Here is a 13,405-nt window from a genome sequence, read left to right as displayed (position 1 = left end):
AGGTCTTGAGGGGCTTCGCCCTCGGGGAAGGCGGCGGCGGTCGACGCCGTACGGCGCTGCGGGGCCTGAACTCGGTGTCCCTAAAGGGGTGTTGCCTGCAACAGCCAGTCCGGGGCCGCTTGCGGCGTGCTCTGCAGCCACCGCACGTAGCGCTCCACCCCGGCCGCGAGCGGCACCTTCGGCGTCCAGCCCAGGACGTTCTCCCTGTGGCGGACCGAGGCGTAGCCGCCGAGCGGGTCGCCGGCCGGCAGGGGCGTTTCCAGGAGTTCGGTGTCCGGGTAGTGGGCCTGGACCAGTTCCGCCACGGCCCGGATGCTGGTGGCGATGCCGGTGCCGATGTTGATCGTCTCGTTGTGGGCCCCGGGACTGACCAGGGCGCGCAGCGTGCCCTCGGCGATGTCCTCAACGTGGGTCAGGTCCCTCACCTGGCCGCCGCCGCCGTTCAGGTGGAGCGGTAGGCCGCAGATCGGCGAGGTCGAAGCGGACGGTGCGGACACCGAGGTCCTGAAGGGCCAACGTGACCGCGTCCCCGGTATCGGAGTCCCGGGCGGTGATGACCAGGACGGTGCCGCCATCGGCCTGGACCGGGCTCACGCCGCACCATCCACATCGCTGACGACCCAATCGCCGGGCCGCATATGCGTAAAACTGACCCCGGTGTTGGATGCTCGGTACTGGTCGCTCTGGATCACCGGGCTTCCGTCGCGGTCAACGCGGACCTGGAGGCCGGCGTCGAACCGCTCGCCCGGCAGCGGACGGGACGGAACCAACCGCTGGGGCACCCCGCTCACCTTCAAGGCCAACGGCAGCGGCGGTACGTGAGCGGCATCGAGAACAGAGATCACAACAGATCCTTGGTGGTTAGTTCAGCGGGTGGTGGTGCAGAGGAGACCGCGCCGGACGTTGACGGGCTCCGAGGTGGCGAGGTCGCGCACGAGCTACGCGGCGGGGAACCGCCGCAGTGCTTCGCTTGCCCGGATGTAGAGCGCGGGCCAACTAGCGGAGCTGTCCCGGTCGGTCACGAGGACTGACCGGTGCGAACGTCACGGTGGGGCGGGATCAGTCGACCGTCCGGCAACAGCGCACCGGTGTCCTCGAACCCCACGACGCCGTTGCAGAGGCGGCACCACCCCTGCTCGTGGCAGGCGGTGGAAACGCGTGCGGCCTGGCGGTCAGCCGCGTCAGCCGTGGGACACCGCGGGGTATGAGGGCACATCGAGTGCGCCATCCTCTCCTCGACGATCGGAAGTTGGGCCCTCTCCGACGCCGGGCGCCGCAGGGGAAAACCACCCGGCGCCGGAGAGGGGACTTGTGGGGAACTCGCCTCGGTGTCGGGGTGATCAGCTGTCACCCTCACCCCGGCGGAACCCTGGGCGAGGGCGGCTCCGTCCGGCCGATGGCGAGGCGTTGCGGCTATCACTGCCTGCTCGTCCGGGCTCACCATCCGCACTCCGGCGAACAGGTGGCGCTCCCAGGAGGACAGCTCCCTCGTCCTCTCGGGCACCGGTCCGACTCGGTCTGTCGCGGCCACGGCTCAGCGTTCCCTGACACCGACGAGCACGCGGCCGAGCAAGTTCGGGTCCGTCGGCGCGGCCCTCGGAATTCCGGGCTCAGCCGACGGCAGCCGACCGGGAGGGCGTACGGCTCTCTCGTCCTCACCGACTCGGCCAATTGAGAGGAGTCCGACCTCGGCCCAGACCACCTTGCCGGGTATGCCCACGGCCGGGCGGTAGCCCCAGGCCCTGCTCATCATCGCGACCATGAAGATCCCCCGCCCGCTCTCCGCCTCCACTCCGACCTCTTTGAGGACAGGCGGCCGTGCGTCACGGTCCCAGACGGACACCCGCACGGCGTCCCAGAGCTTCTCCAGCGTGAGCTCGAAGGTCTGTGACGTGTTGCGCGAGGAGAGGATCGAGACCTGTGTCTCATCACCCTCCTCCTGAGGGTGCTGCACGGCGTTGGTGACCAGCTCCGAGACCACGAGCTGTACCGTCTGCGCGGCCTCGGAGGGCACGCCCCACCAGGAAAGGAGATCGGCGGTGTGCAGCCGCGCCCAGGGCACGGCGTTGGGAGTGTCTGCCAATTCGAGCGTGTTACGCGGGTGTGGCGCCTGGGACATGGTGTGCCTCCCGGGTTGGGAGAGGAGCGCGGGGTGCGTTCGCTGGCTCTCGCGTTTCATGACGTGAATCCGAGTCGTCACACGGACCGTTCGGATACCGTGAGGCCAACTCATGCCAACGATGAAAACGGCTGGGCGCCCCAGCCGGGAGTCCTTGGATGGAGCCCCGCACGCTGGCTCCACAGGCCCCATCGGGAGCTGGCCGACTTCGTTGGATCAATCCGTGGCACGAGGGAAGTTCGCGGGTGAGGGGGGAAGCGTGGGGCAACAGCCGAACGACCTGACTCCGGGTGCAGGCCCATGGCACCGCTGGGGGTACGAGCTACGCCAGTTCCGCGAGGCCCGTCGGCTGTCCCAGCAGGCGCTCGCTCGCAAGGCGTTGATCGACCGCTCGCATCTCGGGCGCTTCGAGCGCGCCGAGCGCCGCGTGCCTCGGCCTGCGGCCGTCGTCCTTGACCGGGTCCTGGATGCCGCCGGCGCGTTGGTTCGCTACTGGGACGAGGCGGAATGCGAGTCCCCACAGGACACCTCGGCCATGACGTCCAGAGCCGAGATAGAGGTTCATGAGGCCAATACACGGAGCCATGGGGCCAGCGGCCTGGGACCTCTGGCAATGAGCGGCCCCGAGAAGGCAGTCTCACTCGGAGACGACATGGACTTGGTCGTCGTCCCCGCACGAATCAACGGAAGGATCCATTTCGTGCCCGTGCCTCGCCGTGTCGTTCTCGCCTCCGGGCTCGCCGGACTGGCCGCGGCTGCCGTTCCGGCCACGACGGCGACGGCCGACAGCGATTTGGCCGACATGGGCTCGCCTTTCGAGCACTTCGCGCAGCTCCGCCGAGTAATAATTCAGACCGACAACCTTATCGGCCCTCGGCACGTGCTGCCCGCCCTGCAGCAGAATCTCGTCTCCGTTGCCGCAAGGCGTCGAGCCGCCCGTGGTGCCGACGCCGTCAAACTCCTCGCGCTGGAGACCCGCTACGAAGAGCTGGCAGGCTGGTTCGCCCAGGACATCGGCGACGAACGCTCTGCGCACGGTCACACCGCGAAAGCACTGGACGCTTCCCATATCACCGGCGACACCGACCTCACGGCCTACATTCTCGGCCGGAAGGCCCAACTCGCCGTTGACACCGGACATCCCGCCGACGCCCTCGGGCTCGCTACCGCTGCCCGACGCACCGCCCGGCCCGGGAGCCGCCTGGAGGTCATCGCTGTTCTGCACGAGGCTCACGCACATGCCGTGCTCGGGGAGGCCAGTGAAACCCATAAGGCATACGACACCGCGCTCGCCCTTCTCGCCCGTGCGGACTCCGACGGCGTCTGGGGTTCCTGGCTCGATACCGCGTACGTCAACACAGCCCGAGCCCGCTCCCTCGCTGCGCTCGGTGACTACGAGCGGGCCGCGGCCGGCTTCGACAACGCCATCGCGATGCTTCCACCCGCGTACCGCCGAGACAGGGGCGTCTACCTCGCTCGTGCCGCTCGCGCCCATGCAGGGACGGGGAACAACGTCCTGGCCGCCCGAATCGGTACGCAGGCTGTAGGCATCGCTGCCGAGACCGGCTCCGCCCGGATCGTCCACCAGCTCGACCGTCTCGACCAGACGCTGGCCCCCGCAGCCAGCGAGGACGGCGTCGCCGAATTCCGAGCCTCGCTCGATCGCATCGTCCTGCACCCCGCCTGACCCACCAACACACTTTCTGGAGATAGCGTGCCCCGCCCGTACGTCCTGTTGTCCGCAGCCGTCTCGATCGACGGCTACCTCGACACCCGCCCGGGCGAAGCCCGGCTCCTGCTCTCCAACAGAGAAGACTTCGACCGCGTCGACTCCGTACGGGCAGGCGTCGACGCCATCCTCGTGGGAGCCGGAACACTCCGTGCCGACAACCCCCGACTCCTGGTCAACTCAGAGGATCGCAGGGCCTCCCGAATCGCAGCCGGTCAGCCGGAGTACCCGCTGAAGGTCACCATCACCGGTACGGGAGACCTCGACCCCGACTGGAAATTCTGGCACCACGGCGGGGACAAGCTCGTCCTGGCCGTCGGCGACGCGGCCACGGCGAAGGCTCGCTCCGCCCTCGGTGACCTGGCCACCGTTCAGAGCATCCCTGCGGAGGGCACGTGGCCCGCCGTTCTCGATGTCCTCGGTGATGCGTACGCCGTCAACCGGCTCATGGTCGAAGGCGGCGGCACCATTCACACACAGCTCCTCGAAACAGGGCTCGCCGACGAACTCCAGCTCGTCGTCGCCCCGCTCCTGGTCGGCCAGCCAGACGCGGTACGGATGCTCGGCTCAGCCAGCTACCCCGGCGGCCCGACCTCCCGGCTCCGGCTCCTGGAGGCTCGTCAGATCGGCGACGTGGTACTTCTGACGTACGCCCCCAAAGACACCTCCACGGAGCCCCGATGAGCCCCACCCCTTCGGTCAGCACTCCCGGCACCGGCCGTACGGCCAACACCGCGGACCGGAACTGGCTCGCACTCGCCTGCGAACTGGCCGCCCTCTGCCCACCCTCGGCGACCGCCTTCAGCGTGGGAGCCGTCATCGTCGCGGCCGACGGAACCGAACTCGCCCGCGGCTTCTCCCGCGAGAGCGACCCTCACGACCACGCCGAGGAAGGCGCCCTCGCCAAACTCCCCGCCGACGATGCCCGACTCGCCACCGCCACGATCTACAGCTCCCTGGAGCCCTGTTCCCAGCGGGCATCCCGCTCTCGGCCCTGCGCCCAGCTCATTCAAAGCTCCGGCATCCGCCGCGTCGTCACCGCCTGGAGCGAGCCCGACACCTTCGTCGCAGGCGCAGAAGGTACTGAGTTCCTCGAAGAGGCCGACGTAACGGTCATTGCACTGCCTGAGTACGCGAACGCCGCGCAGGCCCCGAACCTCCACCTGCTCTGATTAGTTCGCGGCAGGACGGTCCCACCCTCGGCAAGCGCCTTGAGGACGTAGCACGACTTCTTCGTGGTGCGTTCTAGGAGCGCTTTCGACCCTTATGAGAGTGCCGCATGGCGACAGCACCTGGCAGTTGAGGCCAGGTGCCGTCGCCCATACTGCTGGCCCGGGTGCCAACCAAGGACTCGTACGGAGGATCAGGTCGCGGCGACGACGAGCACGTCGAAGTGGCGGGGCCCGTGAACGCCTTCGACGCGGTTGAGTTCGATGTCGCTGCTGGCCGAGGGGCCCGAGATCCACGTCATGGGCCGGGTCGGGGACAAGCGTGCTGTGGCCTGGGGAACCGACCCCACGATCTGCTGCTCGTACACGATGCAGATGTGGTGGTCGGGAACGAGGGTGAGTTTTCGGCTCCCTTGGTCCGGTACCGCGTCAAGCACGAGCGTCCCTGTCTCGGCTAGGGCGAGTGCGCATCCCGTGATCACGCTTCCGAAGGTGTCGAGGCGGCGAGCCGTGAGATGGGTGCTTTCCCGTTCGATGCGGGGTCCGACCAGTTTGAGCAGGTCGTCGGGTAGTCCTGGTGGCACGATCACGTACGCGGATTCCCGGTCCGCGACCAGACGCGCAACGAGCTCCGCCAGCGTCTCACCTTCACCATCCCCACCGACGACCTCACCGTCTGGACGTCCGGAACGTGGGCCTTGGTCCCCGGCCTCTACACCTTCGCCACGGCACGCAACTCCCGAGCCATCACCGCGCAGAGGAACCTCACCATCGGCTGATCCGGCAAGAGAACAACGGGCAGGCAGCAGAAGCCGATACGAGCCGACAGGCCATCACTTCGTCTGCGGTCCCATCAGCCCCAGTGGAGTGTCGCCCGCGACGACCACGGGGGCAGCGCCGTGGCCTGCAAGCCTCGCTCACGGCGTCGTGCTGGGCGGCGCCAGTCGGGACACCGCCTTCTGCATGGAGTCCTTCAGGTCGACGATCGTCCTGTCCCTCGCAGCGACCCGCTCCCGCAACTCGGTCACCTCGGCCCTGGGCCGCTCGATCTTAGTGTCCCGCGAGTCCACGGCCTCCCGGCGTCGCGCATCGCCGCAGGGCGACGCTCGAACTTTTCGGTAAGTGCTGGCACGGGGCGGGACGCTCGGTGCCAACCCCGTTCATCTTCGGGTAGAAACCCGTGCGCGTGATTCCGGCACCGGCCACGAGGGTCTTCAGGTCGCACTTGCCGCCCGGCGGCTCTTCGCCCCGGAACAGCCGGGCCATCGGCACGGGCCTACCTCGGCCACTCGTGGGAGCATCCCGCCGCTCAAGATCGATCCAACCGATTCCGAGTTTCCGCTGCGGGGCGGTGTGGGTTCCATAGCACGCGGCCACGGACGTAGGTACGTTCTTCATGTATCGCCGCATCCATCGCATACCCCTCTCGTCTGAGAGGACCGTTGCACTGACAGACGCGGCGTCGTGCCGCCATTGCTGTCAGTGGCGCGTCCTACCATGCGAAGATGGTGGAGAGCGACGCATCAGAGCAGGTGGCCAGCCCGTACGCGACCGGCGGCGGTGGCACGATCTTGGAGCACGACTTCGGTGCCATCCTGCTGGCGCACCTCCTCCTCGGCGATCCCGTACCGGCACTGGGCGATGACGTCACGCCGGTGTCCGTACGCTTTCAGGACAGCAGTTTCAGCCCCGTGGACGACCTGATCGTCGTCGGAGACACGGCCGACGGAACACAGCGGCGGTTGTCGATCGGTGTACGCCGGGCCCCGGCATTCACGACCAGCGACGTCTCCACGGCGGACCTGCTCGTGTCCTACCTGCAGATCGTCACGGATCACTGGGCCGAGGCCGGCGCAGGGCGTTGGCGGCTGGCGCTCGCTGTGGCCAGTACAAGTCCTGCCGTACGGCAGGTGCATGAGCTGGCCGTGATCGCACAGGGGCAGCCCGACGAGGAGTCGTTCCGTGCGGTAGTAAAGCAGCCTGGACGCACGACCGAAGCGGTTCGCAGGCGGCTGAGCCATCTGGACGCGTTGATCGCTCAGGCGGCCACCAGTTCGAAGGTGAGCACCGAAAGGCCTGCCGCCGAGCTGACCTGGCGAGTCCTGCACGTGCTTTGGTTGTGGCAGCTGAGGCTGGAGGGGGCCGACGAGTCTGACCGTACAGCGGCCGTGGCCCGCCTGCGGAGTGTCGTTCCCGATGCCTCCGTGGAGGGCTCCGCCACCCTGCTCGAAGCTCTGGGCAGACTGTCCCGGAGCTACGCCCCGACAGCGGCCGCTGTCACCGAAAGCATGCTTCGGAGACAGCTCTCCGGGACTGCGGTCGTCGACCGCTCCCCGTCCTACGCCCCAGCGTGGCGCGCCCTTGACGCCCTGTCAGAGACGGCCGAGAACCTCGTGCGGTTCCGGTTGACCAGTGTCGGCGCGAACCTCGAACTGGAGCGCGCCGAAGCCGGAGACGCTCTGGCCTCCGAAGCGAGGGCGGTTGCCTCGCGGGCGACCGCGCTGATCGTCCACGGGGAGCCCGACGCCGGCAAGTCGGCCTTGGCCCTGCGTACCGCTGGGCGACTGCGAGCCGACGGAGTCACGATCACCGTGCTGAACCTGCGGGAGATCCCCGCAACGCTTGCGGGATTCGAGGCGCTGCTCGGTGCCCGCCTCGCCGCGGTGCTCGGCGCCTCTGCGGTGGGTATGGGGCGTCTCCTGGTAGTCGACGGCGCGGAGTCGGTGTTGGAAGGACGTGCCCAGCTGCTCTCGGACCTCGCGCGGGCGGCCATGGCCGCCGGGCTCGGCGTGGTGGCGGTCACCCGTGCTGACGGTTCGGGAGCCGCACGTGACGTGCTCGTTCAGGCTGCGGAGAGCGTGACACGGGACGGCGGAATCGTTGAGGACCTCGTTCGCGAGCATGAGGTCCCCCGGCTGACTCCGGCCGAAATCACGCGGCTCGTCGAGGCCTTTCCGCAGCTGCGGCAGTGGGCTGGTGACGAGCGGACACGGTGGTTGCTGGGCAGGCCTGGTCTAGTGGACATGCTGTTGCGCTCGGGCCCGGGCGTGGCGGCCCCCCAAGGGGCGGCGTCGGAGGCCGACCTGTTCGCCGCCGTCTGGCGCAACCTTGTACGCCGTGGAGAGGTGATGACGGCGGGAGGCCCCTCCCCCGACGCTCGCGACCAGTCTCTCCAGGCACTGGCCAGGCGCCAGCTACTCTCCCACGAGACCGCCGTGCCACCGAACCCGACCGCCTTGCCCTCCCTTCGCTCCGATGGTCTGCTGGCACCGCTCGGCGCGACCAGCGCCTGGAGTCCGTCTGATCGGTTCGCCAGCGATCTCGTGCGGGACATGGCGGTGGTGCGGCTGCTCGTCACGGACGGCTTCGCTCTCCTCTCGACCGCCGACGCGCCGCGCTGGGGGCTGCGTGCCGCCCGCGTCGCGTGCCAGGCCCATCTTCTCGGCACCGATGACGTCGAACGGGCACTCGCCCACCTGCGCACCGTCTTCGACGGGATCGCGGCCGACCACGGCGAGCGGTGGTCGGATGTGCCATGGGAGGCGGTGCTCACCCTCGGTGCCGCCGGAAAGGTAATCAGGCGCGTGTGGCCCGCGCTGCAGACGGATCAGCAAGCCGGCTTGCGCACGGTGATCCGGCTGGCCATGCAGCGTTACGCGTCCCATGGTGTCGGCGACCCGTTGGTACTCGCGCCCTTGGTCGAGTTGGCCTTCTGCCACCCGCACGACGCCGGCTCCGACAGCAGCTCACAAACCGCCTACGAGGTAGGTAGCAGCGTCCGCGAACTGGTGCTGGCGTGGCTGTGTGGCCTGGTGAAAGCCGAGACACGCGGGCCAGTCCCGATCCGACAGTCGCTGCGGGACCGCGTGCTCGCATCTGATCCGGAGCACTCGGACGAATTCGCAGTGGAAGCCCTGGCGATGCTCGGTCCCGACCTCGACGGCCGGACCGAGGCGTTCCTCAGAAGAATCGCCGGCAACCGCAGTGCGTTTCTCGAGCCCGCCGTGGAGAGCTTCTGGGCTGCGACGGAGATGGCGAGGCATCAGCCGGATCTGCTGCTGGCCCTGGCCGAGTCCTACTACATCGAACAGCACGACCCTGCAGAGGCCAGATACGGCTGGTCCCGCTCATACCCATTCGACGACGGCATTCGACATCACCGCGCCCGCGGAGGCCTTACCGAGCGGATGGCGGGGTGGTACCGCGGTCCCTTCTGGCCGCTGCTGAAGACGCACGCCGTGTCTGCTCTGGCGCTGATCAACCGGATGCTCGACCACGCGGCGACCGTCCGAGTCGGGAACCACGGCGACGATGTCCGGGAACCTGCTGACGAACCAACCGGAGTCGAGCTGGAACTGGCAGGAATGGTCCGGCACTGCATCGGGGACGGGCAGGTATGGGTCTGGTATCGGGGGTCGTCAGTCGGACCGTACCCATGCGTGAGCGCGCTGCTCGCGGTCGAGCGTATGGCGGACCAGCTCGTGGCCATCGCCGGCATTCCCCCCGCCCGGGTCGTGGAGCTGCTGCTGCGCGACTGCAACAACTTGGCCATGCCTGGTCTGGTCGTCGGGTTCCTGACCCGCCATCTGGAACAGGCCAGCGATCTACTCATCCCCTGGATGCGTGATTCGAACGTGTGGCAGTTGGAGTTCGCACGAGTCGCCAGTGAAGGAGTACTGCACGTGCAAGGCCCTGACGAGCCCGATCTCGTGGGGCGGTCCCGTCGCCGAAGCAGCCTTCGCGATGTCGCCGCCGAACTCACCATGCGCGCGGTCCTCTCGGGGGACCAGGGCCGGGTGGATGAGCTCGCGGCCACCGGAGAGGAACTCGTCCGCCGCGCGGAGGAAATGGTCGCCGACTCCCAGGACGGCTCGGAGGCCGACCGCTTCCTCGCCTCGGTGCGGGTGTGGGCAGCGACGTTCAGGCCGGAGAACTTCCGCCTGGAAACCGCCGGATCCGGCAACCTGGCAGTGCAGTACCAGCATCCCGAGCCGCTGGCGACTCGCATGCGGCCCGAGCTTGAGATGCTCGACCGGGCCAGCCGGGCCCTGCGCCTGCAGAACACCTACGCTGGATCTGACGGTCGCACCGCCTCTCCCGACACGCTTCTGGCCGACATAGCCGAGGCGCGGTCCCTGGGCGACGACACACCCGGTCTTCCTCTCGACCGGCTTGACCCGATCGCCGCCGTCGCCGCCTCCGCTGCCGTCGTACAGGCTCGCGGACGGCTCCGGGTTCCGGCCGACGACCTGCGATGGGCGACGACCGTCCTGATTGAGGCGATCACCGAACCGAAGCGTACCGGGTACGCCGCCTCCTCCTACTACTCGATAGGGGCCGACCGGTCCGCGGCGACCGGCCTGGCGGCGCTCTTAGCGGTGACCTCCGACGACGCCGTCCTCGACCGGCAGGCGATCATCGGCGTCTTGACCCGCTGCAGCACGAACCACTTCGACGAGGTGCGCATGGCGTTCGCCCGGGCTCTCAAATACGTCTGGGCCGCGCCATGCGACACCGACCGACAGCCCGGCCCGTGCCGCCACCAGGTGGCGCTAGACGCCGCGGAGGCGGGACTGCGGAGCTGTCTACTGGGTGACTGGGACCCGAAGACCGGCACACGGGAGCGTCCCCGGCTCGACGGCCCCTATGAGCGAACGCTGCCCGAGGTCGATACGGAACAGCTGTACCTGATCTCGCTGATCCCCCCGCTCGTGGCCGCCGGCGCGGCATCCCTCAGCGACAGTTGTGTGGTGGATCGGGCGAACAGGCTCACCGAAACCCTGCTCGCCGCCCACGCCCGCACCACTGACCACTGGGCCAAGGAAGGGTACGAGAACCGGCACAGCAAGCGAAGCGCGCGCGTCATTGTCGACCTAGCGGTCAGTGGCAACACCGAGCCGCTCAAAGCACACGCACAGCACTTCGCCGCTAACAGCCGCGCCCTCCACCAGTTCCTCCACGACCTCGCCGTACTCTTCACCTACGACGACGGCCTGCGCCCGTCCCTCCCTGCCGTCTGGCCCGTCGTCATGGAGGCCGCCCTCGACGCCATCGGCAACGGCACCGGGCTACGCACCAGCCATCACTGGGACGGCCTCGCGCTGGGTTCGCTCCTGCCCGCGCCAGAAATCGACATAAGTGACACCGACATCGACGCGACCCTGGCTCGCGCCCGGCAGGACTGGCTCCATCCCGACATCCTCACCAGCCTCCTGGACCGCTGGACAGTACTCGCCCGTCAGGAACCGAAGGCCCTCGATGCACTCGCACAACTCGGCAAGTGCGCCCCGCTCACATGGCAGAGGGACACGGGACTCCGTCTGGCGGAGCGGCTGGTCGACGGCAACCATCGCATCGCCGCGAACAGGTGCTGGTACCTTCCCGACTGGCTCCGGACGCTTCACTCACGGGATGCCATGACACCGGACCAGATCGCACGGTGGCGACGCCTCGTCGACGGGTTGGCGTCCGCAGGTGACCACCGGGCGGCCGATCTGCAGCGTATGGAGGAATGACTCCGGCGCGGGGCCCCCGGGGCGCGGGGGCAGCCGGCCTTGTGTTCGTCAGGTCTCGACCGGCAGCAGCGCAGAGGCACGCCACACGCGCAGCGGGGACCGGCTCCGGCGCCAGGGAGCACGTTCCGGCGAGGTGCTTGATCCGCATCTATCTCCCACAGGGGGCACCTTCAAGTTCGCGGCTTCATCCCGGTGTCGAAGGTTGGCATGGCTGGAGGCCACAGTCGGCCTCCGGTCACCGAATCCGGACTCGGACGCCGCCGTCATCAATCGAGGATGCGGTAGCGCACGATCCGCGAGGCTGCGACTTCGCAGGACATCAGCCGCAACGATGTCGCCCAGCACCTCGTACGACCGCAGGGGCCCCCAAGCCCGGAAAGAGCGCTGTCGGCTCCTGAATGCTTGCTCGACCTCACACCCATGGGACGGGCTCGGTCTCACCGACCCACCTGTTGGTCCTGGAGAGATCCTGGTAGGAGCCTCGGTAGCCGATCGAGCGGAGCACCAGCAGCGCGAGGTAGTGACGGGTCAGGAGCCAGGTGTCGGTGACCAGTCCTTTCACCCCGTAGACGGGCTCTTGTGTCTCTTTGGGATGCACAAGACGGTTACGGACTCGGGTGACGACGTCGGCGCCGTCCGCCAGCCGAGTGCCGTCTACACGCTGTCTGGCCGCATAGGCAGCGGCTGCCGGCAGACGGTCTGCGCGCACCCTAAGATCGACCCCGGACTCCGTCAGGACCATACGCAGTTTGTCATGAGCCGGCCGTGCGCGGGATGTGTACTCGGCTTCCGTGAACCGCCCGCTGAGCACGAGTTCCTGCCACATCACATGCTCCAGTCCGGCAGCTCCGCTCATGATCCGCTGCTCGACGAACCCTAGATCGACTATGGCAGTGATCGCGTACTGCATCTGCAGGCGAAGCGCCTGCCCCTTGCCGGAATCGCGGAAGGTAGGCAGGAGGCAGGCCAGCAGACCTGCCAAGGACTTCTGGTCTTCGGTGTACCACCAGCCGGAGCTGATGCGGCGTGCCGGGTCGCAGAGCATCGGGCCCCACTGGCCCCACACCGTATGCTCCTGGTCGTTCAGGCCGACGGGCAGGGCGGGGGCGACCCACCGGCCGAGCGCGAAGGACAGTCCGACGTGCAGCGCACTGAGAACCGGGGCGACCTCGGCGGCCGTGAACGTGGCTCCGTCCAACCGACGGAGCTCCATCACGTGAGTCATGACGTAGACGTCGGCCTGGCGCACATCAGAGAAGACGGCCTTGTGATCGGGGCGGACGTCGAGCGTGATCCTCCACCCGTCCGCCTCATACACACTGCGTCCGGCCGATATCAGTCGCGGCGTCCCATCAGCAGCATGAGCCTCGAGGTGGGCTGATCCACGCCATCGGGGCAGATTGAACCAGTGGGCAATAACACGGTCGAGCGGGGCGGTGGGGTCTCCGTAAGAAGTGCCGTTGGACCAGCCGCTCACAGCGTCTCTGGCAGACACCGGCAGTTCGATGCCGGGGTTGAGCAGACTCAGCTCAGTCCTGTCCATAGACGTGGGGTCATAGTCTTCGGTATGCAACCGCCAAGAGATCCGGGGCTTCGGGGAGCAGTCGTACTGGACAACCCCGGGCACCTCAGCCCCAGCCGCGCCAATAGGTCCGTCGTAGAGGGTGATCGGCTCCCCTGGCGCATTGAAGGGGTACAACGGCACCAGGGGCTCCTCAGCCTTGAGTTCAGTTGACGAAGCAGACATGTGCCGCACCCTAGGCGTTGCCACCGACATTGGCCGCGCGGGGGACTGCTGCACGGTTAAGTGACACCTGACCTGGCTTGCTGAGAGGCGGCCTGGAAGTTGGCTGGGCGACTTCCAGAACTCGTC

9 protein-coding genes and 1 pseudogene are annotated in these 13,405 nt (G+C 68.1%); 3 read left to right on the top strand and 7 right to left on the bottom strand.

What is annotated here, in order from left to right; translation table 11 throughout:
* Positions 1-80 precede the first annotated feature (80 nt).
* The 4 genes from ACH4KB_RS14215 to ACH4KB_RS14200 all read right to left on the bottom strand — a co-directional run bounded on the left by ACH4KB_RS14215 (position 81) and on the right by ACH4KB_RS14200 (position 2,179).
* Positions 81-497, bottom strand: coding sequence for an NAD-dependent epimerase/dehydratase family protein (locus ACH4KB_RS14215; RefSeq protein ID WP_398066239.1), 417 nt, complete (start codon positions 495-497; stop codon positions 81-83).
* Positions 498-590: 93 nt separating this feature from the next.
* The gene (locus ACH4KB_RS14210) at positions 591-845 is read right to left on the bottom strand and encodes a hypothetical protein (RefSeq protein WP_398066238.1); all 255 of its coding nucleotides are present in this window, start codon (positions 843-845) and stop codon (positions 591-593) included.
* A 173-nt stretch (positions 846-1,018) separates the two neighbouring features.
* Positions 1,019-1,216, bottom strand: a complete 198-nt coding sequence (locus ACH4KB_RS14205) for a DUF5999 family protein (protein WP_398066536.1) — start codon at positions 1,214-1,216, stop codon at positions 1,019-1,021.
* Positions 1,217-1,534: 318 nt separating this feature from the next.
* Positions 1,535-2,179 (bottom strand): ATP-binding protein, encoded by a 645-nt coding sequence (locus ACH4KB_RS14200; RefSeq protein ID WP_398066237.1) that lies wholly within the window; start codon positions 2,177-2,179, stop codon positions 1,535-1,537.
* A 199-nt stretch (positions 2,180-2,378) separates the two neighbouring features.
* On the opposite strand from ACH4KB_RS14200, the gene ACH4KB_RS14195 reads away from it, so the two are divergent.
* Together ACH4KB_RS14195 and ACH4KB_RS14190 are read left to right on the top strand one after the other, a co-directional pair.
* On the top strand, positions 2,379-3,806 hold the full coding sequence (locus tag ACH4KB_RS14195; RefSeq protein ID WP_179887924.1) for a helix-turn-helix transcriptional regulator: 1,428 nt from the start codon (positions 2,379-2,381) through the stop codon (positions 3,804-3,806).
* A gap of 27 nt (positions 3,807-3,833) precedes the next feature.
* Positions 3,834-5,020: pseudogene (locus tag ACH4KB_RS14190) on the top strand (dihydrofolate reductase family protein).
* A 191-nt stretch (positions 5,021-5,211) separates the two neighbouring features.
* Here ACH4KB_RS14190 and ACH4KB_RS14185 read toward each other — a convergent pair.
* Complete coding sequence (locus ACH4KB_RS14185) at positions 5,212-5,601, bottom strand: lactate utilization protein C (RefSeq protein WP_398066535.1); 390 nt, start codon at positions 5,599-5,601, stop codon at positions 5,212-5,214.
* A gap of 333 nt (positions 5,602-5,934) precedes the next feature.
* The gene (locus tag ACH4KB_RS14180) at positions 5,935-6,087 is read right to left on the bottom strand and encodes a hypothetical protein (RefSeq protein WP_398066236.1); all 153 of its coding nucleotides are present in this window, start codon (positions 6,085-6,087) and stop codon (positions 5,935-5,937) included.
* A 435-nt stretch (positions 6,088-6,522) separates the two neighbouring features.
* On the opposite strand from ACH4KB_RS14180, the gene ACH4KB_RS14175 reads away from it, so the two are divergent.
* Entirely contained in the window at positions 6,523-11,532 is a 5,010-nt protein-coding gene (locus tag ACH4KB_RS14175; protein ID WP_398066235.1) for a hypothetical protein, read from the top strand.
* A 412-nt stretch (positions 11,533-11,944) separates the two neighbouring features.
* Here ACH4KB_RS14175 and ACH4KB_RS14170 read toward each other — a convergent pair whose 3' ends face one another.
* Positions 11,945-13,075, bottom strand: a complete 1,131-nt coding sequence (locus ACH4KB_RS14170; protein ID WP_398066234.1) for a hypothetical protein — start codon at positions 13,073-13,075, stop codon at positions 11,945-11,947.
* Positions 13,076-13,405: the final 330 nt, after the last annotated feature.

The organism is Streptomyces sp. NPDC017520, from assembly GCF_044329855.1.
Lineage (GTDB): Bacteria > Actinomycetota > Actinomycetes > Streptomycetales > Streptomycetaceae > Streptomyces.
The sequence above is the reverse complement of the archived record's forward strand: the minus strand, read 5'-3'. Positions and strand labels throughout refer to the sequence as shown.

Coding starts and splice junctions, on each gene's coding strand:
- ACH4KB_RS14175 (WP_398066235.1), top strand. CDS start 6,523: ATGGTGGAGAGCGACGCATCAGAGCAGGTGGCCAGCCCGTACGCGACC.
- ACH4KB_RS14200 (WP_398066237.1), bottom strand. CDS start 2,179: ATGAAACGCGAGAGCCAGCGAACGCACCCCGCGCTCCTCTCCCAACCC.
- ACH4KB_RS14205 (WP_398066536.1), bottom strand. CDS start 1,216: ATGTGCCCTCATACCCCGCGGTGTCCCACGGCTGACGCGGCTGACCGC.
- ACH4KB_RS14170 (WP_398066234.1), bottom strand. CDS start 13,075: ATGGACAGGACTGAGCTGAGTCTGCTCAACCCCGGCATCGAACTGCCG.